Source organism: Microbulbifer sp. NBRC 101763 (genome assembly GCF_040371615.1).
Classification (GTDB): domain Bacteria; phylum Pseudomonadota; class Gammaproteobacteria; order Pseudomonadales; family Cellvibrionaceae; genus Microbulbifer; species Microbulbifer variabilis.
In genome coordinates this window covers 88916-111974 of record NZ_BAABQV010000002.1, presented here as the reverse complement: position 1 = coordinate 111974, position 23059 = coordinate 88916, and the positions used below count along the sequence as shown (strand labels likewise).

The 23059-nt window shown below is 47.6% G+C and carries 21 protein-coding genes; 11 read left to right on the top strand and 10 right to left on the bottom strand.

Features of this window, described 5'->3' with window-relative positions; genetic code table 11:
* Nucleotides 1-70: 70 nt before the first annotated feature.
* From ABWV76_RS05840 to ABWV76_RS05830, 3 genes are all read right to left on the bottom strand, one after another.
* On the bottom strand, nt 71-469 hold the full coding sequence (locus ABWV76_RS05840; protein ID WP_020414204.1) for a hypothetical protein: 399 nt from the start codon (nt 467-469) through the stop codon (nt 71-73).
* Between the two features lie 214 nt (nt 470-683).
* Complete coding sequence (locus ABWV76_RS05835; RefSeq protein WP_020414203.1) at nt 684-2192, bottom strand: aldehyde dehydrogenase; 1509 nt, start codon at nt 2190-2192, stop codon at nt 684-686.
* Between the two features lie 159 nt (nt 2193-2351).
* Nucleotides 2352-3014: a fumarylacetoacetate hydrolase family protein gene (locus ABWV76_RS05830; RefSeq protein WP_020414202.1), complete on the bottom strand. Its 663-nt coding sequence runs from the start codon at nt 3012-3014 to the stop codon at nt 2352-2354.
* 160 nt (nt 3015-3174) lie between these two features.
* Between ABWV76_RS05830 and serA the strand changes: the two genes are divergently transcribed.
* The 6 genes from serA (at nt 3175) to ABWV76_RS05800 (ending at nt 7403) form a co-directional block, all read left to right on the top strand.
* Entirely contained in the window at nt 3175-4422 is a 1248-nt protein-coding gene (gene serA / locus ABWV76_RS05825; RefSeq protein WP_020414201.1) for a phosphoglycerate dehydrogenase, read from the top strand.
* A gap of 226 nt (nt 4423-4648) precedes the next feature.
* Complete coding sequence (gene rarD / locus ABWV76_RS05820) at nt 4649-5557, top strand: EamA family transporter RarD (protein ID WP_282952215.1); 909 nt, start codon at nt 4649-4651, stop codon at nt 5555-5557.
* A 225-nt stretch (nt 5558-5782) separates the two neighbouring features.
* Nucleotides 5783-6073, top strand: a complete 291-nt coding sequence (locus ABWV76_RS05815) for a hypothetical protein (protein ID WP_353375516.1) — start codon at nt 5783-5785, stop codon at nt 6071-6073.
* 49 nt (nt 6074-6122) lie between these two features.
* Nucleotides 6123-6206, top strand: coding sequence for a histidine kinase (locus ABWV76_RS05810; RefSeq protein ID WP_157533628.1), 84 nt, complete (start codon nt 6123-6125; stop codon nt 6204-6206).
* 345 nt (nt 6207-6551) lie between these two features.
* The gene (locus tag ABWV76_RS05805; protein ID WP_353375724.1) at nt 6552-7106 is read left to right on the top strand and encodes an MBL fold metallo-hydrolase; all 555 of its coding nucleotides are present in this window, start codon (nt 6552-6554) and stop codon (nt 7104-7106) included.
* Nucleotides 7107-7214: 108 nt separating this feature from the next.
* Nucleotides 7215-7403, top strand: a complete 189-nt coding sequence (locus ABWV76_RS05800) for a hypothetical protein (RefSeq protein WP_353375515.1) — start codon at nt 7215-7217, stop codon at nt 7401-7403.
* Nucleotides 7404-7663: 260 nt separating this feature from the next.
* Here the strand turns inward: ABWV76_RS05800 and ABWV76_RS05795 are convergent, their stop codons facing one another.
* The 5 genes from ABWV76_RS05795 to ABWV76_RS05775 all read right to left on the bottom strand — a co-directional run bounded on the left by ABWV76_RS05795 (nt 7664) and on the right by ABWV76_RS05775 (nt 12431).
* Nucleotides 7664-8044: a VOC family protein gene (locus tag ABWV76_RS05795; RefSeq protein WP_020414195.1), complete on the bottom strand. Its 381-nt coding sequence runs from the start codon at nt 8042-8044 to the stop codon at nt 7664-7666.
* A 323-nt stretch (nt 8045-8367) separates the two neighbouring features.
* On the bottom strand, nt 8368-8889 hold the full coding sequence (locus ABWV76_RS05790; RefSeq protein WP_353375514.1) for a DUF4166 domain-containing protein: 522 nt from the start codon (nt 8887-8889) through the stop codon (nt 8368-8370).
* Between the two features lie 120 nt (nt 8890-9009).
* Nucleotides 9010-9990, bottom strand: a complete 981-nt coding sequence (locus ABWV76_RS05785) for an alpha/beta hydrolase (RefSeq protein ID WP_020414193.1) — start codon at nt 9988-9990, stop codon at nt 9010-9012.
* Between the two features lie 120 nt (nt 9991-10110).
* Nucleotides 10111-11175: a class II fructose-bisphosphate aldolase gene (gene fba / locus ABWV76_RS05780; RefSeq protein ID WP_020414192.1), complete on the bottom strand. Its 1065-nt coding sequence runs from the start codon at nt 11173-11175 to the stop codon at nt 10111-10113.
* A 92-nt stretch (nt 11176-11267) separates the two neighbouring features.
* Nucleotides 11268-12431 (bottom strand): phosphoglycerate kinase, encoded by a 1164-nt coding sequence (locus ABWV76_RS05775; RefSeq protein WP_353375513.1) that lies wholly within the window; start codon nt 12429-12431, stop codon nt 11268-11270.
* Nucleotides 12432-12978: 547 nt separating this feature from the next.
* Between ABWV76_RS05775 and ABWV76_RS05770 the strand changes: the two genes are divergently transcribed.
* From ABWV76_RS05770 to ABWV76_RS05755, 4 genes are all read left to right on the top strand, one after another.
* Nucleotides 12979-13377, top strand: coding sequence for a globin (locus ABWV76_RS05770; RefSeq protein ID WP_353375512.1), 399 nt, complete (start codon nt 12979-12981; stop codon nt 13375-13377).
* A 275-nt stretch (nt 13378-13652) separates the two neighbouring features.
* A complete protein-coding gene (locus ABWV76_RS05765; protein ID WP_353375511.1) occupies nt 13653-16460 on the top strand; it encodes a M16 family metallopeptidase in 2808 nt (935 codons plus the stop codon).
* A 333-nt stretch (nt 16461-16793) separates the two neighbouring features.
* A complete protein-coding gene (locus tag ABWV76_RS05760) occupies nt 16794-18296 on the top strand; it encodes a S8 family serine peptidase (RefSeq protein WP_353375510.1) in 1503 nt (500 codons plus the stop codon).
* Between the two features lie 641 nt (nt 18297-18937).
* Nucleotides 18938-20443: a S8 family serine peptidase gene (locus tag ABWV76_RS05755; protein ID WP_353375509.1), complete on the top strand. Its 1506-nt coding sequence runs from the start codon at nt 18938-18940 to the stop codon at nt 20441-20443.
* Between the two features lie 93 nt (nt 20444-20536).
* On the opposite strand, the gene ABWV76_RS05750 is transcribed toward ABWV76_RS05755, so the two are convergent.
* Entirely contained in the window at nt 20537-21490 is a 954-nt protein-coding gene (locus ABWV76_RS05750; protein WP_353375508.1) for a LysR family transcriptional regulator, read from the bottom strand.
* Between the two features lie 231 nt (nt 21491-21721).
* Between ABWV76_RS05750 and ABWV76_RS05745 the strand changes: the two genes are divergently transcribed.
* Nucleotides 21722-22015, top strand: coding sequence for a putative quinol monooxygenase (locus ABWV76_RS05745; RefSeq protein ID WP_353375507.1), 294 nt, complete (start codon nt 21722-21724; stop codon nt 22013-22015).
* A gap of 142 nt (nt 22016-22157) precedes the next feature.
* Here ABWV76_RS05745 and ABWV76_RS05740 read toward each other — a convergent pair whose 3' ends face one another.
* Complete coding sequence (locus ABWV76_RS05740) at nt 22158-23048, bottom strand: SPFH domain-containing protein (protein WP_020414183.1); 891 nt, start codon at nt 23046-23048, stop codon at nt 22158-22160.
* Nucleotides 23049-23059 lie beyond the last annotated feature (11 nt).

Sequence of the window (23059 nt, the reverse complement as noted above, 5' to 3'; positions counted from 1 at the left end):
ACAGTAGAGGCCGCTAAAACGGCCCCCAGAGTAACCCCGCCAGACGGCTGAGCCAAATTAAAATAACCTGCTACTCCACAACTTCAAATGCACAGTTCACGACCTGACAGTACTCTTCGTGGGGCACAGTAATAATTTCCAAAACAGAGCCCAGGGAATTTAGAGCAGCCCTACCATTCACCAAAACCCGGCCAGAGCGACTGGCAATATACTCAAGCACAGTGCGCCCCCTGGCATTCCTGTATACCGCCAGGCGCTGGCCCTTTTCCACCACATCACCATGTCTAACGAATAATTGTACCCAGTCATTCGCACGGACACGCATGGGGCTGGAACCTGCTTGGTTCGCATATACCCGCTCAATACTGACTAGCCCCGTAACTTCTCCAGCGAGAGGGGCCTCCGCTGCCCATAAATGTGTCAGTCCGCTAACAGCCAGAATAACGATCAACAGGCAGACTCTTTTCAATACGATGCTCCTACACCTAGTTAACTCCACGGGCTCTGACCCACGCTATTACGCATGTCGTCAAAGCCTTTTTGAAAAGGACAATAATTTAGGTATAGCTGACTGGATAATTCACGCCAGAGTTAGCGTGGATGGGAAAAAGAAGAAATAAAAAAGGGCCGCAGTTAGTGGCCCTTTTCAAAATCTGTGCTACTGGAACCCTGCCAGATGGAACCTAGCCCAGATCAATCCAAGTGGATTTCAGTTCACAGTACTTATCCAACGCATGCAGCGATTTGTCACGGCCATTACCTGACTGCTTAAAACCGCCGAAGGGCACGGTGATATCCCCGCCAAAGTAATTGTTGACCCACACAGAGCCCGCATAGATCTCACGGGCCATACGATGGGCCCGGCCCAGGTTATTGGTCCAGATTCCCGCTGCCAGACCGTAAATGGAGTCATTAGCAATAGCGAGCGCTTCCTCTTCGCTCTCAAACTCAATAACCGACAAAACCGGCCCAAAGATTTCCTCGCGGGCGATCGTCATATCGCCGGTCACACCGCGGAATACGGTGGGCTCGTAATAATAACCACCGGCCACCTCGTCCACTGGTTTGCCGCCACATACCAGTTGGGCGCCCTGCTCCAAGCCTTTAGCGACATAAAATTCAACAGTATCAAACTGGCTGCGATCGATCAGTGCGCCCATTGCGGTATTTGGATCTTGAGGATGGCCAGGCTTAAAGCGTTCGGCGGCCTTACTCACTTTTTGAATGAACTCATCGGCGATGCTTTTTTCCACAAGCAGACGTGAGCCGGCGGTACAGGTTTCCCCCTGGTTGTAGAAAATAGCCAGCGCTGCAGCATCGGCAGCCTTATCCAGGTCTGCATCGGCGAAGACAATATTTGGGCTCTTTCCGCCCAGTTCCAAGAAAGTGCGCTTCAGGTTTGACTGACCGGAATACTCAGTGAGTGTCTTACCCACTTCAGTGGAACCAGTAAAGGTGAGGCAATCGATATCCATATGCAGGCCCAACGCCTTACCCAAGCTGCTGCCCGGCCCCGGCAACACATTCAGTACGCCATCAGGGAGACCCGCTTCCTTGGCCAGACAAGCCAATTTAATTGCAGTCAGCGGAGTATTGGAGGCCGGCTTCAGGATCACACTGTTACCGGTGGCCAGGGCTGGCCCCAACTTCCAAGCGGTCGTAGACAGTGGGAAATTCCAAGGCACAATTGCCGCCACCACCCCCAGGGGCATACGAGTTACCAGGCCAAGCTCGTCGGGGCCTGTGGGGGCGACTTCATCGTAGATCTTGTCGATAGCCTCACCACTCCAACGAATAGTGGTAGCTGCTCCGGGAACATCTACAGCTATGGTGTCGCCAATGGGTTTGCCTGCGTCCAGGCTTTCCAGCAAGGCAATTTCCAGCAAGTGCTCTTCGATCAATTCAGCGAAGCGCACCATGATTTTCTTGCGCTGCATCGGCGGCATTTTTGACCAGACACCGGAGCTAAACGCCTCGCGCGCCACACGCACCGCGTGGTCCGCATCTTCAGGGCCACAACTGGCTATCTGGGCAAGCTCTTCGCCATTAGCAGGGTTGTAGGTGGCACGGGTTTCACCGGAGAGGGCGTCTACATAATGCCCGTTGATAAAGGCTCGACCCTCGATCTTCAGTGAGGCCGCCAGGGCCTGCCATTCCTGCAGGTTTTCGGGGATTTTATTTTGCGCTGACATGGCACACCTCGTTTGGGACAGAAAATTTATCTGGGTTATATCGAAAATGTGATCACAAATCAAAGGTGATAATGGGCCTGGGGCCAGCCTTCCTTCAAATTGCGCTCACAGATCAGTGTGGTGAAGAGTAAAGCAGCTGAATGTAAGCAGCCTTTGGAGCTATGCCACCTGGGTTTCCACCTGCAGCCAGTCATCCTGTAACTGCATCATCAACTTGTCACCGTGCTGCAACTCACCAACTCCCGCGGGAGTACCAGTCAGAACGACATCGCCAGGTTCTAGGGTAAAGAAACTGCTGATATAGGCCACCAGATCGAGAATCGGAGTGAGCATATGCTCGGTCTTGCCCCGTTGGCGCAACTCACCATTTAGCCACAGGGAGTAACTGAGCTTGTCCCAATCCGGCAGCCAGTCCAGTTTTACAAATGGTGAAAGAGGACAGGAATTATCAAAGCCCTTGGCCTTCTCCCAGGGGTGTCCCGCCTTTTTGAGCGTCGCCTGCAAATCGCGCAGGGTTAGGTCCAATGAGAGGCCCAGCCCCGCGATTGCAGGCGATACTTCTACAGCATTGGCATTACACAACCTCTCACCAATCAGCAGCGACAACTCGCCTTCAAAATGACAGCTGCCACGCCCAACCGGCATATGAATAGGTTGGGTCATATCCACCGCTGCGGTAGCTGGCTTGATAAAAAGCAGCGGTTCATCTGGTACCGGATTATTGAGTTCTGCAGCGTGGTCTGCATAGTTACGCCCTATACAAACGATCTTTCCAAGCCGGAATGGGACATTGGTGCCACAGGTAAATTGGTGCTGATACATAAATAAACCAGATAGTTAGGATAGGTATTTCGAATAAAACGATATAACCAGCATGTGCTATGATCGCGCCTTCGCCTGTCTCCCGACACCCGAAGAAGTGACCCAACCGGAATAAACGCACCAGTTATTGCGTTACTCGCACTCAGTGAAGAGATAGTTTATGGCTCCGCACAATACCGATCAAAAAAAGTCCCTGCAAAAAGACAAAATTCGCATCCTGCTGCTGGAAGGCGTACATCAGTCGGCCATCGACCTGCTCGCCTCCCGTGGCTACACCAACGTGGAGTTCCTGAAAACTTCACTGCCCGAAGACCAGTTGGTTGAGAGGATCGCGGATGCCCACTTTATCGGTATTCGCTCGCGAACCCAGCTAACCCGTAAGGTACTGGAACACGCCTCCAAACTGATTGCGATCGGCTGCTTTTGTATCGGTACCAACCAAGTTGACTTAAAAGCGGCCACCGAGCTGGGTATCGCCGTATTTAATGCACCCTATTCCAACACCCGCAGTGTGGCAGAGCTGATCATCGCCGAGACGATCTTTATGCTACGCGGTATTCCAGAGAAAAATGCCATGTGCCATCGCGGCGGATGGCTCAAGTCCGCGGTTGGTTCCTTCGAAGCCCGTGGTAAAACCCTCGGGATTATCGGTTATGGTGCCATTGGCTCGCAGGTGTCGGTCATGGCAGAGGCCATCGGTATGCGAGTGAAATTTTATGATGTCGTCACCAAGTTGCCGTTGGGTAACGCCAGCCAGGTAGGCTCTTTGGGGGAATTGCTGCGCGAGTCCGATGTGGTTTCCCTGCATGTACCAGAGCTCCCTTCTACCAAAATGATGATGGGGGCTGCGCAAATCGCACAAATGAAGCCCGGCGCCATCCTGCTAAACGCCTCTCGCGGTACCGTGGTGGATATTGAAGCCCTGGCTGAAGCCCTCAACAGCAAGCACCTGGCCGGTGCCGCCATAGACGTATTCCCAGTAGAGCCCCGTGGCAATGACGATGAATTCCTCTCTCCGCTACGCGGTATCGACAATGCCCTGCTGACTCCCCACGTGGGCGGCTCCACCATGGAGGCCCAGGAGAATATCGGCACCGAGGTAGCGGAAAAGCTGGCACACTATTCCGATAACGGTACCACCACCAGCTCGGTCAACTTCCCTGAAGTGGCACTGCCGGGACATGTAGGCACTCACCGCCTACTGCATATTCATAAGAATGTGCCCGGTATAATGAGCGCGATCAACCAGGTATTTTCAGAGAATGCGATCAATATCTCCGCGCAGTTCCTGCAAACCAACGAAACCCTGGGCTACGTGGTTATCGACGTCGATGCAGAGTACTCCGACTTAGCCTTGGAAAAGCTGAAGAATATCCCCGGTACCCTGCGCTGCCGCGTACTCTTTTAACATCTGCCCCAGCCCCCACAGTTCCTGCGGGGGCTTGGTATCCGCATAGCTTGAGCCCGCCTACCACCTGTCTCTCAACGCCTTCAATTGACCGATAAAGGGATTGATCCCCACTGGCGGACACTTCTACAATAGAAGCCTCTATTCTGTTGGTTCGGCCTCTCACGAAACCCCTCGTGTATCCAGGTCTAACCCGATTTTTCGTTCTTCCACAGCAGGTGTCCCCTTGCGCAACAACGATACCGCCACTACCGGCTTGCTTGCCGGCATTGCCGCCTTTCTCATTTGGGGGCTGGCCCCAATTTACTTCAACCAGCTGCAAGGTATTCCCGCGGCTGAAATCCTCGCGCACCGCAGTATCTGGTCCCTTGCACTGGCGCTGCTGATTATGCTGCTGCTAGGCAAGCTTCCCGATCTCGTCCACACTCTGCGCGATGGTAAGAAAATGCGGGGGTTAGCTCTCACCACAGCGCTGATTAGCGGTAACTGGCTGGTATTTATCTGGGCCATTAACAATGGACACCTGCTGGAAAGCAGCCTCGGCTACTATATCAACCCCTTGATCAATATTGTCCTGGGTGTCTTATTCTTGGGAGAAAAATTGCGACGGCTGCAGTGGTTGGCGGTAGCGCTTGCAGCCATGGGGATTGTCCATGAGCTTTGGCAGTTCGGCCGCGTGCCGGTTATCGCCTTATTCCTGGCTGGATCTTTCGCCCTCTATGGCCTTGCACGTAAACGTGCACCGGTGGAGAGCCTTACCGGACTAGCTATAGAGACCCTGTATATGTTGCCGGTAGCGCTGATCTACCTGCTTTGGAGTGCCAGTCCCACCAGCAACCTGTTAAATAACGGCTGGGAACTGAATAGTCTGCTGTTGTTAGCCGGCCCCGTCACCCTGGTGCCACTGCTGCTTTTCACTATTGCAGCACGCAGGCTGAATCTTTCCACTGTGGGGTTCCTGCAATATATTGGGCCGTCACTAATGCTGGTGGTCGCCACCCAAATACTTGGTGAGCCATTTAGCGAGGGCAAGCTGACTACCTTTATGTTTGTGTGGCTGGGCCTTGCACTTTACTCAATTGACGCACTGGCACAGAGGCGCAAACTCCATTTACAGGGCAAGGCCACACTCTAGAGAGTGAGTGCGAGCAAGTTTCCCCACCGAAGTGTGTGAAAATGGCGGCTACCGATAAGGACTAAATGCCGCCATACAGCAAAGCCCAAACCTTTCGGCCTGCAAGCTGCCTCTACCGAGCCGGCAGCAATTACTCACTGTACTGACTGCGACGCTGGTCTGGACCCTATTGCTTGGACTCTACTGGGGAAGTACTTATGGAGAGGTACTTATGCGGAGTTACTGGTGCGTGCCAGCAGCTCGGCACTGGCAACACTCCTGTTTTTTACCTGTTGGAATACTGGCCAAAAAGTTACCCCAATCACTGGCCCGCTGGGCCATTCAGGTTATTGGAGTTTATCCATTCCCTTAGCCCTGCTCGCGGTCTATATAGGCACTACTGAGGAAGAGGCCCTCATTTTGGCAAAACCACAACCAGCATCTGAGGTTTCTTGTCATTATGGTGACCAGCAAGCTGTTTGCTCTCTGGATCGCCATGTCGGCCTTACTGCGCCAGCAGGATATAAAACTACGTGAACAAGCCAGGCAATTTGAACAAGAGAGGGGCGCCCTGGAGCGATAGACATTGGATAGCCGGTTGCGATTGTTACAATCCCAGGTAACACTGCACTTTCTTTTTAATACTCTCGCCAATATTCGCAAGCTATAAGAGTCAGCTTCTCCCCGGGTACCGGCACTGCTAGATAGCTTGATCAGCTATCTGCGCGCAACTATTCCACAACTGGATTCAATCAAGAGCGGTCCCTACTACAGACTTACTGGGCCCTTATGAAAATACGCATGCCCGATCGTCTGCAATTTTCCATAGTTAACGATAATAAGGTGCATCAACTACCCTGCCCGCCCCTGGCATTATTGACCCTAGTAGAAAAAGAATAAAAGATTTCTGAAGTGCTTACTTAAATACCGTTAGAGAATCTTGCGAATCCGCTGGATCCCAAACCATTCACACAGGTGCATCGCTCAGTGGTTAAGACACCCTGCCTGCCTGGCGGTGCGTAGCAGCGGCAAATTGTTCTTAATTGATGCAGGAGAAGGCGCCGCTGCTCGTATAGGGCAGTTAGATTTAAATCTCGCCCAAGTAGACCCCATATTTATCACCCACTGGCACTCCGATCATTTTGGTGGGCTTGCAATGGGAATCAATGAGTCCTGGTTTGTAGTAGCTAATTCACCTATTAATATATATGGCCCTTATGGTATCTATAATACTATGGAGGGCATCAGGAAAAGTTTTGGGCCCGATATATTATTCAGGTCATCCAATCGACAGGGAATTCTAGACCCCATATTAGCAGTCGCTACACCACATTTAGTAAACATTGCTGGGGAACAGACAGAAATTGTTCAGGATATTTGGCACCATGGAAATACTTACGTTTCGGTTTTCGCCGTACATCATGAACCGGTATTTCCCGCTTTCGGTTATGAAATCCGATTCGGCCCCTGCAAGGTAATTGTTACCGGGGATACCCATGTATTTGATACACTGGAATCAATCGAGCGCGATGCTGATCTTCTCATCTCCGAAGCGTTAAGTTATGAATAGTACATCAGTAAACTTAAGCAAACCGGGAATAATCGCAGGGCTCGCCTACGCTATGAGAAAGCCGATCAAATCATCCATTACCATTCTAATAAACTGGATATTGCCAAAATGGCAACTAAAACCGGGGTTAAATCCATCGCTCTCACCCACCTTATACCTCCCCCAGTGACCGAAGAAGATAAAAAGGGGTTTGTCACCGGTATGAGCAAATACTACTCTGGTCCAATCAGGGTAATGGATGATCTGGACGAAATAGTACTATCCGATAGTGGCCGCGGCCAAGGCAGAGTAGAGTAGAGTACCTTTCAGATGAAAATTAAATCAGGTCAACAAATGACGGAAATATACCGGTTACTATTATCTTATTTTATTCAGACCCTGAAGGTGAGCCCACAACTATCTTTAAAAATCCGGATGATAAGAGAGACTAAACCTGTAAATTCTAAACCAAGTAGAAGGGGGAGTTTCAGTCAATTTATTCACTTCGAAAATATCCATACTATAACCAACCGCTGCCATATTTAAGGTAAGCGATTGGTTATAACAGCTGGAAATTTTCATTCTACCCGATGGATCGCACAAATCTTGTTACCATCTGGGTCACGCAAGTAGGCAATATAAAGCTTTCCTGCCACCCCCTCTCTTACTCCCGGTGGATCCTCACAACGAACACCCCCATTTTCGAGCCCAGCCGAATGCCAAGCATCAGTCTGCTCAACACTAGTAGCAGTAAAACCTATAGTCCCGCCATTTGCATGACTAGCCGACTCACCATTGATCGGCTTGGAGATAGCAAAAACCCCAGTCTTAGTGAAATAAAAGCAACGCCCCTTCTCATCAATGATCCCAGGCTTATGGCCTAGTACTCCCAAAATTGCATCATAAAAAGCCTTGGCTTTCTGCATATCATTGGTACCAACCATAACATGACTAAACATTGCGCCCTCCTGTTTCTTACTAAGTGGCAAAGTCTTAGGCCGTATATATTTACAATTTATGTGCTGGGAAACAATAACCAAATCTACCGAAAAAACCTAACCCTTAAGTAGAATTGTCATTTATTTCTACCAATTAGCGGCCAACGCTTTATCCCTGTATATCGCCATCCACACCCCTAAATTTAGCTTCCTTGCATCTACTTAATTCAAGCGGCTAGAGGCAGAGTTATTACTCCCACCAGAACCAAACTGTAAAAAACATTTACTACCCTAATTTTTAACATCTTAAAATTATTAACGGACTAAATTTAACCCCTTGGAAATTAGACAGGAGAAAACTCCATACAACCACCATAAGCAAGGATTTTCCCTATAGCAAACATAGTCACCTTCACATTGAAATAATATTTCCCATCAAGCTCATACTCCACAGCAAATATTCTGGGACTAATTATTTTTGGCAGTGGAATACCAAAAATTCTTGTTTTTATAAATTCATAGGCCAATGTCCCACCTATCTCTACAGGGTAGAAATACATCCGTAAAGGCCCCATCTGTTCAACCAGCAAGTCTCCAGTGGATGCAAACTTAGAGTTCAATATTAATCCATCGAAATTACGCATCCACAAAATACCATCCGAAGTGTGCTGGCACTCTACACGAAGTGGACAACTGTGATTTTGTTTCGGAAACCTGAAAAGGGTGCAAATAAAATGCGCAAGTAGTCTCCCTCTCTCAACATTCACCTCCCCCTCAATTACTTTTTTTCCAGTATGAAGTTCTTTAATAAGTGGAGAAAGCCTATCGTAGGAAGGTCCCATTTTCTTTGAAAGAATATTTGTCATTACTATTACTTAGCAAGTCGATTAAAATTCTACTCAATAGAAAATCATTAGCTTTTTAAATACACAGTCGTGGCGGGTAATAATTGGCTAAAAATCTAAGCTAAAAGTCTCTAGAGTAATCTATTGATTCAACCAGTCATCCAGTGCCGCCAATATCTGGTGTCGATAAGGCTGGGTCTCATTGATCATTTGATGACGGGCCCCACGAATCAACACTCGATGGCAGTGGGGGAATCGGTCCCGGATTGCACGCATATCGTAGCGCCAATCAACAGTTCCATCTCCCGTACCCTGGACTACAAGAATTTTACGGGGGTTACGTGCAGTTTTGGGAAATGTTCTTATCCAGTCCACCATAGCACCAAGCCAACACATGGAGATCACCTGTGACTGCAGAGGATCGCGTAGTGCTTGGCGTCGAGAGAACTCCGCATCATGGGTATTGATATTAAACTCACGACTTGGCTCACTGATAAACAGGCGTCCTAAATAATACTTCCACTTTACAAAGTGCCAATTTGCAGGGCGCACAAGGGGAGCCAGCAGAAAAACTTTATCCAATGGCTGCCGACGACTGTACTGCAAATGTGCTAGTAAGGCCGCACCACCAGTGCTCTGCCCCAAGGCATGCCAAGGCTTGGGTAATTTCCCCTCAGCTACAGATAAAAGCTGATCAAATACCTGGCGATATTGTAAAAAAGTCTGGATAGCTACTCGCTCTCCGCTAGAGAGGCCATGGCCGGGAAAATCAAATATTACCACATTCAGATTTCGCTCAAGCCCGAAGCGAATGGCGGGCCCATAAATGCCAGTGTGATCAAAATAACCATGGCAAATAAATAAGGTGCCACGAGGGTTCTCAACTAACCAATACTGGGACACCAACTCAAAACCGGCGGCATTGAAAGTGCCAACTCCAGTTTTATGGGCAAGGGGAAAGTGTAAATCGTAAAAATTTCGGTAATCCTGCATTTCCGTCAGCAATGGTGCCGCATCATTGGCAAAGTCTAGGTGCGGCAACTTTTGACGCAGCGCCGTATAGTCCGGGCGCTTAATCACCGGGCTGCTTTCGTAGGTGCTGATGTCTTGCAAGGTTTCCATTGGACTAATGGTACTGCATTTTTGCCGGGGTGGAAGTGATGCTGTGAACGGACAGGGAGCTTAAATGCAAAAAGGCGGGCTTTAGGCCCGCCTTTCATCGCCTTCAGAGAGAGTAACTGCTTACTTAATTTGCGGTTCCAACTCACCGACAGCATAGCGTTGGCTCATAGCATCAAGGCTCAGCGGGCGAATCTTGCTTGCCTGGCCAGCGGTACCGAAAGCTTCATAACGCGCTACGCAAATGTCTTTCATCGCCTGCAAAGCGGCTTTGTAGAATTTACGTGGATCGAACTCGGATGGGTTCTCAGCCAGGAAGCGGCGGGTCGCACCTGTAGAAGCGAGACGTAAGTCGGTATCAATGTTGACCTTGCGTACGCCGTATTTGATGCCTTCACAAATCTGTTCAACCGGCACGCCGTAAGTTTCAGGGATTTCACCACCAAACTCATTGATCACCGCCAGCCATTCCTGGGGTACAGAAGAGGAGCCATGCATCACCAAATGGGTACCCGGGATACGCGCATGGATTTCCTTGATTCGATCGATAGCGAGAATATCCCCTGTGGGCGGACGAGTGAACTTATAAGCACCGTGGCTGGTACCACAGGCAATTGCCAGGGCATCCACTTTGGTTTTTTGCACAAAATCTGCCGCTTCTTCTGGATCAGTCAACAGCTGGTCATGAGACAGTTTACCTTCAGCACCGACACCGTCCTCTTCACCCGCCATACCGGTTTCCAGGGAACCCAGACAGCCCAACTCACCTTCAACAGAAACACCGCAAGCATGAGCCATATCAACCGCACGCTGTGTAACATCGACGTTGTATTCATATGAAGCTGGAGTTTTGCCATCTTCGCGCAGGGAACCGTCCATCATTACAGAGCTGAAGCCCAACTGGATAGAACGCTGACAAACCGCCGGGCTGGTACCGTGGTCTTGGTGCATTACCACCGGGATTTCCGGGAACTCTTCAATAGCGGCCAGGATCAAGTGGCGCAAGAAGGGTGCGCCAGCATATTTGCGCGCACCGGCAGAAGCCTGAACGATCACCGGAGAGTCGGTCTCTTTGGCCGCCTCCATAATCGCACGCATTTGCTCCAGGTTATTGACGTTAAATGCGGGTACGCCGTAACCGTGCTCAGCGGCATGGTCCAGCAATTGGCGCAGGCTGATAAGAGCCATAGTTAATTCCTTTCTCGTCTACTCGTAGTAATTTTAATTTTTTGCTTTTATCACCCACCGGTTAACTCAGGCAGGCATTATTCCGGTTTATCTCAGTCGTCAGCACGTGACTCAAGTATCGCCACTGCCGGAAGCTTCTTACCTTCTACATACTCCAGGAAGGCACCGCCGCCAGTGGAGATATAAGACACCTTATCGGCAATACCGTATTTATCCACTGCAGCCAATGTGTCACCACCACCGGCGATGGAGAAGGCACTGCTATCGGCGATGGCCTTGGACAAGTGCTCGGTACCAGCACCGAACTGGTCAAATTCGAACACACCTACGGGGCCGTTCCAAATAATCGTCTTGGCATCTTTAAGGATTTCTGCCAGCTTTCCAGAGGACTGGGGACCGATATCAAAGATCATATCGTCCTCAGCTACGGCATCGGCAGACTTCGTCTCAGCAGCAGCTGCTTCGCTAAACTCTTTGCCGGTGACAACATCCACAGGAACAGGGATATCGCACTTTTGCATCAGGGTTTTGGCTGTACCCACCAAATCATGCTCACATAGGGATTTACCTACTGGTTTACCGCTGGCAGCAAGGAAAGTATTGGCTATACCGCCACCAACAATCAGCTGGTCCACCTTGTCAGCCAAACTCTCCAGCACTGTGAGTTTGGTCGATACCTTGGAGCCACCAACGATTGCTACCAATGGGCGCGCCGGCTCGGCCAGGGTCTTTTCCAAGGCATCTAATTCAGCAGCAAGAAGGGGACCAGCGCATGCAATCGGGGCAAACTTGGCAACTCCATGGGTAGAGGCTTGGGCACGGTGGGCAGTGCCAAATGCATCCATAACAAAGACATCGCACAAAGCAGCATAAGCTTTGGCCAGCTCTTCACTGTCTTTCTTTTCACCCTCGTTAAAACGCACATTTTCCAACAGTGCGACCTCACCATCAGCCAGCTCAACACCTTCCCGCCACTCCTTGATCAGGGCCACTTTACGATCCAGCAGTTGACCAAGATGGGCGGCAACCGGGGCCAGGGAAAACTCCTCCGCATACTCGCCCTCAGTCGGGCGTCCAAGGTGAGACATCAGTAACACTTTGGCGCCAGCATCAATAGCGGCCTGGATCGTCGGGAGTGCCGCACGGATCCGAGCATCAGAAGTCACCTGACCGTCTTTTACAGGTACATTCAAGTCCTCGCGTATAAGTAGGCGCTTACCCGCCAGGTCCAGATCTGTCATCAGTTTGACCGCCATTCGCCAATCCTCTCCTACTTCGATTAACTGAAAATATGGGCGCGGAGTATATCAACAGCACTCCACCGTTGCCGACAGGAAAACCCGTAAAAGCGCCGTTAATTCACCAAGAATTCTGGCTTGGAGAGGTGCTGGTACAGTCTCCCGGTTCATAACAGGTAAAGACTCAGCCCATATCGATGCAATCCAGGGCATAAAAAACTCAAAAGGCTCTCTGATGCAGACACCATACGCCAAATAGGGCAGCTCGAAACGATGAGCTTGATGCACAACCCATACTCCGAGGTGTATCTAGTCAGGGGAAGTCAGCCAGCCCATTTTACCCTGCTGATTTGCCAAATCCTTTGCTGAATGGCCAAACTCAACTCTCGACTAACTAGTCAGATCTAGGGTCAAAGAACTTGTCGAGCAGTAACTAAATTATTGATACATCAATACTTTTCGCTTGGTAACGGTCCCGCTAGAATCGCTGCCCCCTAAAGCACTACTACACAAGATCCAGCCTGTGGTACGCCACCGGCGGAGAAACTATGGAGATCCAATAGGTATGGAACGATCGGACAGTGATATTGTTTTCCAAAGTTATGGACGTTGCTGTAATAACGAACAATTCTTTGTCGACTTTTACGACCGCTTCATGGGTAGCTCTGCTGATATTCGCAATCTGTTTGCCAATACCGATATGAAGGCGCAACGACACCTGCTACGCAATGGCATTATGCAGCTTGTCCTCTATTCCCGTGGAATGTCAGACACCAAACTGCGCGCACTGGGAAAAAGTCATGATCGCGATGGCTACAATATTCGCCCTGAGTGGTATCGGTTATGGCTGGATGCATTGATAGCTACACTGCGCCAACATGACAACGACTTTTCCCCGGAAGTTGAAGCCGCATGGAACCGGGCGATAACACCGGGTATCGATATCATCCGTCAAGCATACTAATACCGGTTTTCTAGCCAATCAAAGTATCTACTTTTCTACTACCAACCCACCAGGTTTGCCAACTCCCCCTCGAATAGATATAAAATCCTAATCGGAAGCCCCTTGCCATATGCAGGGGGTAGGGAGTGAACCAATTGGTTTGGCCCCTCCCAAAGATCATCACCAGAATAAAATATAAATAATAATTTCTGGTTTATTATTTCTAGAGCAGCCAATCTCACTAGTTCTCCACCATTGTTGGCAGCCACTTAGGATGATTCGACAAGGAAATTTCTATGAAAATTGTACGAAAGTACAGTGTGCCTTTAGCGTTATCACTTGCGATATCTGCTTGTGGTGAAGCCCCGAAAAATAATGAAAGTGCTCAATCCAAAGTTGAGTCAAGCATTACTGTGCCTAAGAGCACAATTACCCCCTTATATATCAAATATGAAAAATTTACCTTACCGAATGGCCTGCGCGTTATTGTTCATGAGGACCGAAAAGCACCGATTGTATCCGTGGGTGTCTGGTACCATGTAGGGTCTAAAGATGAAAAACCCGGGCGCACCGGTTTTGCCCACCTATTCGAACATTTAATGTTTAACGGCTCAGAAAATTACAACGACGAATACTTCAAACCTTTTGAGCTAGCAGGTGCTACCGGTATGAACGGTACCACTTGGCTAGACCGTACCAACTACTTTGAAACAGTACCAAGTAATGCCCTGGATATGGCTCTATGGATGGAGTCTGACCGTATGGGCCACTTGCTCGGAGTAATCACCCAGGAAAAACTTGACGAACAGCGCGGTGTGGTTCAAAACGAAAAACGCCAAGGGCAAAATCAACCTTATGGCAAAGTTTGGGAACGTATGCAAAAAGCAATATACCCAGCTGGCCACCCCTATTCCTGGACCACTATCGGCTCTATGGAAGACCTAAATGCGGCTACCCTGGATGATGTCCATGAATGGTTTAAGCAATATTACGGCGCAGCTAACACTGTACTGGTATTAGCCGGGGATATTGATGTCGAAACAGCTAAAGAAAAGGCCAGTAAATATTTTGGTGATATTCCTTCTGGCCCGCCATTAATCAAAAAGAAAGCGTGGATCGCTAAACGAGATCAGTCTAGCCGCGAGCAGATGTTTGATCGCGTTGCTCAACCGCGACTCTATAAGGTCTGGAATACACCTAACCTTGCTCATGAAGATGCCAATGCAATTGCACTTGCAGCAGCGGTACTTGGTGATGGGAAAAACTCACGGCTGTATAAACGATTGGTATACCAAGATCAAATTGCCACCGATGTCAGTGTTGGGGTACATGAGTTTGAACTGTCCTCAATTTTCCCAATTACTGCAAATGCAAAGCCCGGTATAGAGCTCTCAACAATTGAAAAAGCCATAGATGAAGAGTTGCAGCGCTTCCTAAAAGAGGGCCCGACTCCAGAAGAGCTGTCCCGCATTAATATGAGCGAGTACGCATCCTTCGCTCGCAACTTGGAACAGATAGGGGGCTGGAGTGGCAAAGGAGTTATTCTTGCACGCGGTGAACTCTATTTAAACAATCCCAATGCCTACCTAGAAGCACTGGGAGAAAAACAAAAAATCACTCCACAGCAGGTTCAGGTTGCCGCGCAAAAGTGGCTTTCTAGTGGCGACTACAATTTAGAAGTCCACCCATTCCCTGAATACACAACCGCAGAGACTGGCGCAGATAGGTCCAAGTTGCCTGAAACCGGCGACTTCCCCAGTGTCCCATTCCCCAAGTTGCAAACAGCCGAACTTCCCAACGGGCTCAAAATAGTGTTGGCTGAGCGTGACTCAGTACCAGTCGTAGACATGCGCCTTCAATTTGATGCCGGCTATGCCGCAGATCAAGGTAGTAAGCTTGGTACATCAAGTTATGCGATGTCTATGTTAAAAGAGGGTACAGGCAAACTAAACGCACTTGAAATCAGTGCAAAAGAGGAAATCCTTGGAGCACGTATTAGCTCATATGCAGCTATCGACACTTCAACTATTCGCTTGAATGCATTAAAAGTAAATATTGATGATTCCATGGATTTATTCGCCGACATAGTAATGAACCCTGCTTTCTCTGATGATGAAATTGAGAGAAAACGCACCCGCTGGATTGCTTCTATCCAGCAAGAGAAAACTCGCCCAATGGAAATGGCTCTACGTAGCCTGCCGCCGCTTCTCTATGGTAAAGATCACGCCTACAGCGCACCACTCACAGGCTCCGGTACAGAGGATTCGATCACGTCACTGAACCGGGATGACTTATTGAATTACCATCAAACCTGGTTACGCCCGGATAATGCCACTTTGATCGTTGTGGGTGATATTACTCTGGATGAATTAACCCAAAAGATGGAGCGGCACTTTGCTGATTGGCGCGCACCAGAAAACCCATTACCAGAGAAAAATCTATCTCAAACTGCACACCCAGAAAAATCTAGTATTTATATTATCGATAAACCTGGAGCCGAGCAGACAATTATCATTGGTGGCCTATTGGCCCCCTCTGAAAAAATAGCAGAACGCGAAGCGTTGCATGTGATGAATGATATCTTTGGTGGCACATTTACCGCACGTCTCAACATGAATTTGCGTGAAGACAAGCACTGGGCCTATGGTGCCTACTCCTTTATGACTGGCGCTAAGGGGCAGCAACCACTGATGGTTTACGCACCGGTCCAAACGGACAAAACCAGCGAGTCTCTCAAAGAACTTCAGAAGGAACTTTACGCTTATATCGGCGATAACCCTGCACGTGAGAAAGAACTTGAAAAGGTTAAAAGCAAGCGGGTAAATGAATTACCCGGGCGCTTTGAAACTATTAGAGCTGTATCTGGTGAGATTGTTAGTATAGTTACTTATGATCGCCCCTTGGATTACATGGATAGCTATGCAGCTAAAATTCGCGGTGTAGAGCTGGAATCTGTGCATAACCTTGCCAAGCAAACAATTAAACCAGATCAATTTACCTGGGTGATCGTTGGAGACAAGGAAAAGATAGAAAATGGTATTCGAGAACTTGATATTGGTCCAATTACCGAACTAGATAGTGATGGGATGCCTAAACTAAAGTAAGCAATTAGTATTAAAAATTAATTCAGACAGTCAGACTCCTGATTTAGAGGGGTCTGATTGCGTTAACAGCCCACCTCAAAGTAATCCATTCCCCCATAAGTTACCACTTCCTATAAGCCAATATACATAACGTTTTAGAACAAATAAATCTCAATGAATCTGGCGTCAAATCTCAATTTTTACTTTCAAGGAAAATTAAATTCAGAAAGTGTTGTTTTTTATTTCTCAAATAGGAAAAGGTTGTTATTTTCATAACTGGGAGGGGCGGGATTTACTTCCTTAAAGGATTTTACCCTTCCACTAAAAAAATAAATTCTGTTAAAGGAGTGACAAATGAAAAAATCCCTTCCAGCACTTGCCAGCAGCGTCCTGGCTTTATCCTTAGCAACCTCCGCTATGGCCGAAGAAAAACGCTATATCGTCACATTTAAAGACGGTAAAGAAGAAACGGTTAGGTCTCTGGTAAAAGAAAATGGCGGCCGTAAGGCTTTGGAATTAAACCGGCACAATGCCATGGCTGCTCATCTACCTGCCGAAGCTGTAATGGCTCTACGCAGAAATCCAAATATTGCATTTATTGAGGAAGACATAAAGCGTTATGCTTTATCCCAGGAAACCCCCTACGGTATTCCTATGGTACAAGCAGACCAGCTTACTGACCTACAGGCAGGTAATCGTACAGTCTGTATTATTGACTCAGGCTACGACCTGGCTCACGAGGATCTCTCTGGCAACGCGGTGAATGGTACCAATGATCCCGAAGGTACAGGTAACTGGTACGAAGACCAGAGTGGTCACGGCACACATGTGGCAGGCACTATCGCCGCTATGAATAACGACTCAGGTGTTGTAGGTGTTTTACCTAGTAGTAATATCAATCTACATATCGTTAAAGTTTTTGGGGCTGATGGCTGGGCCTATTCCTCTTCACTAATCGCCGCCGCAGAGGTATGTGCAGAGAATGGTGCAAACGTTATTAATATGAGCCTAGGCGGCGATAGACCCAATTTCTTTGAAAGACGTGGCTTTGACAGCCTCAACAAACGCGGCATTTTGTCTGTTGCTGCTGCAGGTAATGATGGAAATACTCGTCATAGTTACCCGGCATCCTATAGCTCAGTAGTTTCTGTAGCTGCAATCGACAGTAACAAGCAAATTGCTGGTTTTTCCCAACAGACCAATCAAGTTGAGCTTGCTGGCCCAGGGGTACAGGTTTTATCCTCTATTCCTACAGGTAGCGGCCAGGCTGCCTCACTAGAAGTATCTGGTGTTGAAGTAGAAGCTGCAGCTATGACAGGCACTCCCATTGCCACTATCAGCGGCGCACTAGAGAGTTGTGGCACTGCCGAATCAGCTTGCATCAGTGCAGCAGGTAAAATCTGTCTGATTCAGCGCGGCAATATTAGCTTTGCTGAAAAAGTCCTTAATTGCGAAGCTGGTGGAGGTATTGGAGCCGTCATCTACAACAATGAACCAGGGCTGCTATTTGGCACTCATGGAGGAGTTGAGACCCACATTCCTTCGGTGGGAATCTCTGACGCTGATGGGGCAGCACTGCTAACACAACTGGGGGCGAGCGCTACTATCGAAACCGAAGCGATGGACTATGCCTATTTTAATGGTACCTCCATGGCAACTCCCCATGTGGCCGGTGTTGCGGCTCTTGTTTGGAGCCACTTCCCAAGCTGTAGTAACTCCGAAATTCGTGCCGCGCTATGGGCAACAGCGGAGGATCTGGGTGAGTCCGGCCGGGACAATGCTTATGGCTATGGCTTGGTACAAGCCAAGGCAGCTTATAATTATTTACAAGCGAATGGTTGCGCTGGATCAATTTAATCTCGTCTAAAAATCTCAAAAAAAAGAGGGGGACTACTTCCCCCTCTATTCCGATCGTTAAAATATTTTCTAGAGTTTAAGAATTTTAAAATTTGGAGATTAGCCACCTTCAAACAACCACATTAAAACGCAAAAACTTAGCAACCTATTTTCTTACATGTCAATAAGATACAGACGTAAAAATAAAAATGGTTTTTAGCAAAAAAATTAACACACCTCTATTCTTTGCATAAGTATATAAAATGCATTTATAACTGAAAGATATAGATGCTTAACCAAGCTTTATATTTTATAGAAAAAACTTACGGACTGGAAAATAAGAATCAAAACATTGCCACGAATGAAAAACCGATATCCGCAACACCTAAAGATCTATCATGAGATTAATTATAAAAACAAGTAAGCACTTATTAACTCAACAGTAAAAGCTAGCGACTAGACGAATCAAACAGCAACTATCTCAATTATTTTTTCCAGAAAACCAAATTCAGTTTTTCACTTTGCAATACATTCATAAGCTGGCATACAATCACTTCACCAAAAACTAATATTTTTCTGAACCTCCAAAGATAAAAATAATTCTCACACAGATTAAATCATCGAGAAAATAACTAAAATAATTACTCATTCAGGAGCAAATAATGAAGAACATTGTATCACTGGTCGCTACAAGTGTATTGGCTATGTCCATAGCAAATCACGCGAATGCCGAAGACAAACGCTATATTATTACCTTTAAGCAAGGTAAAGGTGAAACAGTAAAGTCCCAAATGCGTGCGCGAGGTGGACGCAAAGCCCTGGATATCCGCAGGCAAAATGCCATGGCAGCACACCTTCCTGAGAAAGCACTGCAAGCCTTGCGAAAAAACCCAAATATCGAATTCATCGAGGAAGATGTCAAACGGTACCCAATGTCCCAGCAAGTACCCTTTGGCATACCCATGGTACAAGCAGATCAGCTCGGGGATACCCAAGCCGGCAACCGAACTGTCTGTATCATTGACTCTGGCTATGATATAGCGCATGAAGACCTTTCCGGTAATGCGGTAACCGGTAGCAGCGATCCAAGTGGCGCCGGGAACTGGTATGAAGATCAAAGTGGTCATGGCACTCATGTCGCCGGCACTATTGCAGCAATGAATAATGACACGGGTGTTGTTGGTGTCATGCCAAGCAGTAACATCAATCTTCACATTGTCAAAGTGTTTGGTGGTGATGGCTGGGCCTACTCATCCTCCCTGATGGCTGCAGCGGAAGTTTGTGCGGACAACGGTGCTAACGTTATTAATATGAGCCTTGGTGGAGAGCGATTTAATTTCTTCGAAAGGCGTACATTCAATAGCCTGAACAGCCGTGGCATTTTATCTGTTGCAGCAGCAGGCAATGACGGAAATACGCAGCACTCCTACCCTGCCTCTTATGATTCTGTAGTTTCTGTTGGCGCACTCGACAGCAATAAAGAGATCTGGGCATCATCCCAGCAAACCAACCAGGTAGAGCTCTCCGCACCTGGAGTACAGGTCCTCTCCTCAGTTCCGACCGGCACCGGAAGAGCCTCCTCTTTGAACGTGGCAGGTGTTGAGATCGAGGCTGCACCTATTTCAGGCTCCCCCTTGGGCGATATTACAAGTGCACTCGAAAATTGCGACACCGGTGAATCTGCCTGTAATAGCGCTTCAGGTAAGATATGTTTGATTGAGCGCGGTAATATCAGTTTTGCAGACAAAGTATTGAACTGTGAGGCCGGCGGTGGTATTGCCGCGGTGATCTACAATAATGAAGCCGGTTTACTCTCCAGCGCAACTCTGGGTGAAACCGTCACCAACATCCCATCTATAGGCATCTCTGATAGCGATGGCAACGCCCTACTGGGACAACTCGGAGCCAGCGCTAGTTTGGCTAACCAAGCCAGTGATTACGAGTACTTCAATGGCACTTCTATGGCAACTCCTCACGTTGCGGGTGTGGCCGCTCTTGTTTGGAGCCACTTTCCCAGCTGTAGTAATACCGAGATACGTACAGCCCTGACTGCAACTGCAGAAGATCTGGGGGACTCCGGTCGCGATAATGCTTATGGCTATGGATTAGTACAAGCCAAGGCGGCTTACGACTACTTGGCAACGAATGGCTGTACTGGTGCAATCTAGCTTAAAGCAATAAGCTCAGGAAATTGGAGAGAGAGGGGCAGCCCTCTCTCTAACAGACCAACAATAATTTCAACTCTAGAAAAACCCTATTATTTAATACGTTGAATCTATATTTTTAACAGCCCCTTCCGATAGAATTTTTTTACTAACCAGCTGCAACAAAATCCCAATACATTTTTCCCGAATGGTGTCCCTAATAATACGAACTGCAGGTGTAATTGATTGCCTGCCGGGGCAAACAAGCCATAATTCGGTAGACTTAGGTAAATAGTTGGCCATCAAAGGGACCACTTTTCCATCCAGTAAATCTGAAGACATATCCAGGCAGGATTTTATCGCCAGCCCCTTACCCGCTACACACCAGCGGCGAACCAAATCCCCATCATTGGAAGAGCAATTACCGCTCATTTGTACCTTGAATATCTTTTCTTTATGAGAAAACTCCCATTTATTATGAATGATCCCGTGTAATTGATAGAAAAGACCATTATGGCTAGTAAGCTCCCGGGGATGCTTAGGGATACTCTGCCGATCCAAATAATTGGGAGCTGCACACAGTAAGCGCGGCACATCACAAATTTTGAAACCATAAAGGTTTGCATCCCCCGGTGGTCCATAACGCAGGGCGATATCCACAGGGTCACGATAAAAGTCCACTTGGCTATCGCTGATATTCACTTTCAAGTTTATCCCCGGGTGCCTGTCCTGAAATTCATCAAGCCAGGGCGAAACCAGATTACGCCCAAAATCCGAGGAAACACCAATGCGCAGGTCACCGCTAACTTCCGCACTACCCTCCTTTAGATCTTGTTTGGCCAGATCAAGCATCAACAATGCTTCCTCACACTTCGGAATAAAGCGCTCTCCTGCACCCGAAAGCCTCAGCTGCCGGGTCGTCCGAATAAACAAGTCTGCCCCCAGGGCATTCTCGACACGCTTAACTGCTGCGCTCGCCGTTGCCGTACGCATATCGAGACTTGCCGCAGCGGCAGTAATACTGCGAAATTCAGCTACTTTAAGTATGACTTTTAAGTCTTCAATCAGCATATTATCAATTATTTTTTGATAAAGATTCAAAGATTGTAGCGTTTTCAAAGAGTAAAGCTACTTCTAAAATACACTCACTTCATCAATACAGCCGTAGTAGTCCGAGGCAAAACAAGACCTCTGAAGAGGTATTTGTATTGATATCAGGTAAAAACGATTGATAAAGATGGGGCTGCACTTAAGCAAGCAATCATTATAAATTTTATATCAAGAGGATTTCGGAGCTACATCATGAGCAGACTAACAATAGTTGCCAATATTAAAGCCAAAGCTGATCAGGTTGACCTGGTAAAATCTGAGCTTTTAAAGCTGATCAATACCACTCGAACAGAAGAAGGTTGTGTAAATTACAATTTACACCAGGATAATGACAATCCTGCTCATTTTCTTTTTTATGAAAATTGGCAAAGCCGCGATCTGTGGCAAATCCATATGAACAATACCCACTTACAGGAGTATATGGCTGCCACAAAAGGTGCTGTAGAAGAATTTACCCTGAATGAAATGACAGAAATAGATAATTAACAAAAAACTTCAGAATATATGGCACCGAGAATAACTTGGTGCCACTTTTACAATCTTTTATCTATACTCTTAGAGCAACTTTGAAGCTTAACTCGTGCCAACTGATAGAGAGCCAATCATAATTAATTAGCTAATTACCAGATCACTTATTTCCTGCCACCCGCTTTACCTGATCACTAAATACAGCATGCTGTAACCCAATCGTTCCCAGGGCTTCAACCGGCAAGAAAACCTTGTTGTTGGATGCCGCCATCTTATCCAGGACCTCCAGGGTCCGATAGGAGAGATATTTGTCAGTCACTGACTTAGCCAATAAATCATTTACTTCTTTCTGTCCGATCGCCTTCTCGCGGGCAATAGCTCGATTCATTTTCTCTCGCTCCAAATCCCGCTCCATTTGTATCTTCTGGATCTCAAACTGAGCCTTCTCCTGCTCAATCAATTCACGTCGTTCTGCTGCTCGCTCCTTGGCTTGGGTAATCACTTTGGGAAACTGTACATCAGCAATACCTAGGCGTTTAACGACAATTGGAGTGCCCTCCAATGCTTTAGAGACTTCATTGAAAAGCTCGTGGCTGAGAGATTCCCGGCTGGAAGCGATCTCATTAATAGAGTACTTGGCTACAACTGCACGTATCACATCTCTAATTACCGGTTGGGCATAGGTACCATATACATGGTTAACTGAAATGTTGCCATTCACTGGTGGAATTCGATCAAAAACATGATCAATCGCTGCATTATTAATAGCCCCGGTCATGCGGATATCAAAGCTCATATTGAGTTGATCTTTGGGCATAAAAACCTTGAATTTTTCCACATGCCCAAAATCTGCAATTGTCATGGTGACAAGCCTGTCGCAGTAAAAAATGCAAATATCTAAGCGAAACTTGGAAGGGGGTACCACCTCTGGTTTATAACCATTCTTAGTAAGAATTTTACCCACATGTGCTGGAGGTACCTCAACTCGATCCGCGCATGCCGCCAGAAGCAGCAATGATGCTATTAGTCCCAGTACAGATAAGTAACGCATATTTATTCCAA

Excerpts from the sequence above, each read along its gene's own strand:
- ABWV76_RS05835 (WP_020414203.1), bottom strand. The coding sequence starts at position 2,192 with ATGTCAGCGCAAAATAAAATCCCCGAAAACCTGCAGGAATGGCAGGCC.
- ABWV76_RS05830 (WP_020414202.1), bottom strand. The coding sequence starts at position 3,014 with ATGTATCAGCACCAATTTACCTGTGGCACCAATGTCCCATTCCGGCTT.
- serA (WP_020414201.1), top strand. The coding sequence starts at position 3,175 with ATGGCTCCGCACAATACCGATCAAAAAAAGTCCCTGCAAAAAGACAAA.
- ABWV76_RS05800 (WP_353375515.1), top strand. The coding sequence starts at position 7,215 with ATGGCAACTAAAACCGGGGTTAAATCCATCGCTCTCACCCACCTTATA.
- ABWV76_RS05795 (WP_020414195.1), bottom strand. The coding sequence starts at position 8,044 with ATGTTTAGTCATGTTATGGTTGGTACCAATGATATGCAGAAAGCCAAG.
- ABWV76_RS05790 (WP_353375514.1), bottom strand. The coding sequence starts at position 8,889 with ATGACAAATATTCTTTCAAAGAAAATGGGACCTTCCTACGATAGGCTT.
- ABWV76_RS05785 (WP_020414193.1), bottom strand. The coding sequence starts at position 9,990 with ATGGAAACCTTGCAAGACATCAGCACCTACGAAAGCAGCCCGGTGATT.
- fba (WP_020414192.1), bottom strand. The coding sequence starts at position 11,175 with ATGGCTCTTATCAGCCTGCGCCAATTGCTGGACCATGCCGCTGAGCAC.
- ABWV76_RS05775 (WP_353375513.1), bottom strand. The coding sequence starts at position 12,431 with ATGGCGGTCAAACTGATGACAGATCTGGACCTGGCGGGTAAGCGCCTA.
- ABWV76_RS05770 (WP_353375512.1), top strand. The coding sequence starts at position 12,979 with ATGGAACGATCGGACAGTGATATTGTTTTCCAAAGTTATGGACGTTGC.
- ABWV76_RS05765 (WP_353375511.1), top strand. The coding sequence starts at position 13,653 with ATGAAAATTGTACGAAAGTACAGTGTGCCTTTAGCGTTATCACTTGCG.
- ABWV76_RS05760 (WP_353375510.1), top strand. The coding sequence starts at position 16,794 with ATGAAAAAATCCCTTCCAGCACTTGCCAGCAGCGTCCTGGCTTTATCC.
- ABWV76_RS05755 (WP_353375509.1), top strand. The coding sequence starts at position 18,938 with ATGAAGAACATTGTATCACTGGTCGCTACAAGTGTATTGGCTATGTCC.
- ABWV76_RS05750 (WP_353375508.1), bottom strand. The coding sequence starts at position 21,490 with ATGCTGATTGAAGACTTAAAAGTCATACTTAAAGTAGCTGAATTTCGC.
- ABWV76_RS05745 (WP_353375507.1), top strand. The coding sequence starts at position 21,722 with ATGAGCAGACTAACAATAGTTGCCAATATTAAAGCCAAAGCTGATCAG.
- ABWV76_RS05740 (WP_020414183.1), bottom strand. The coding sequence starts at position 23,048 with ATGCGTTACTTATCTGTACTGGGACTAATAGCATCATTGCTGCTTCTG.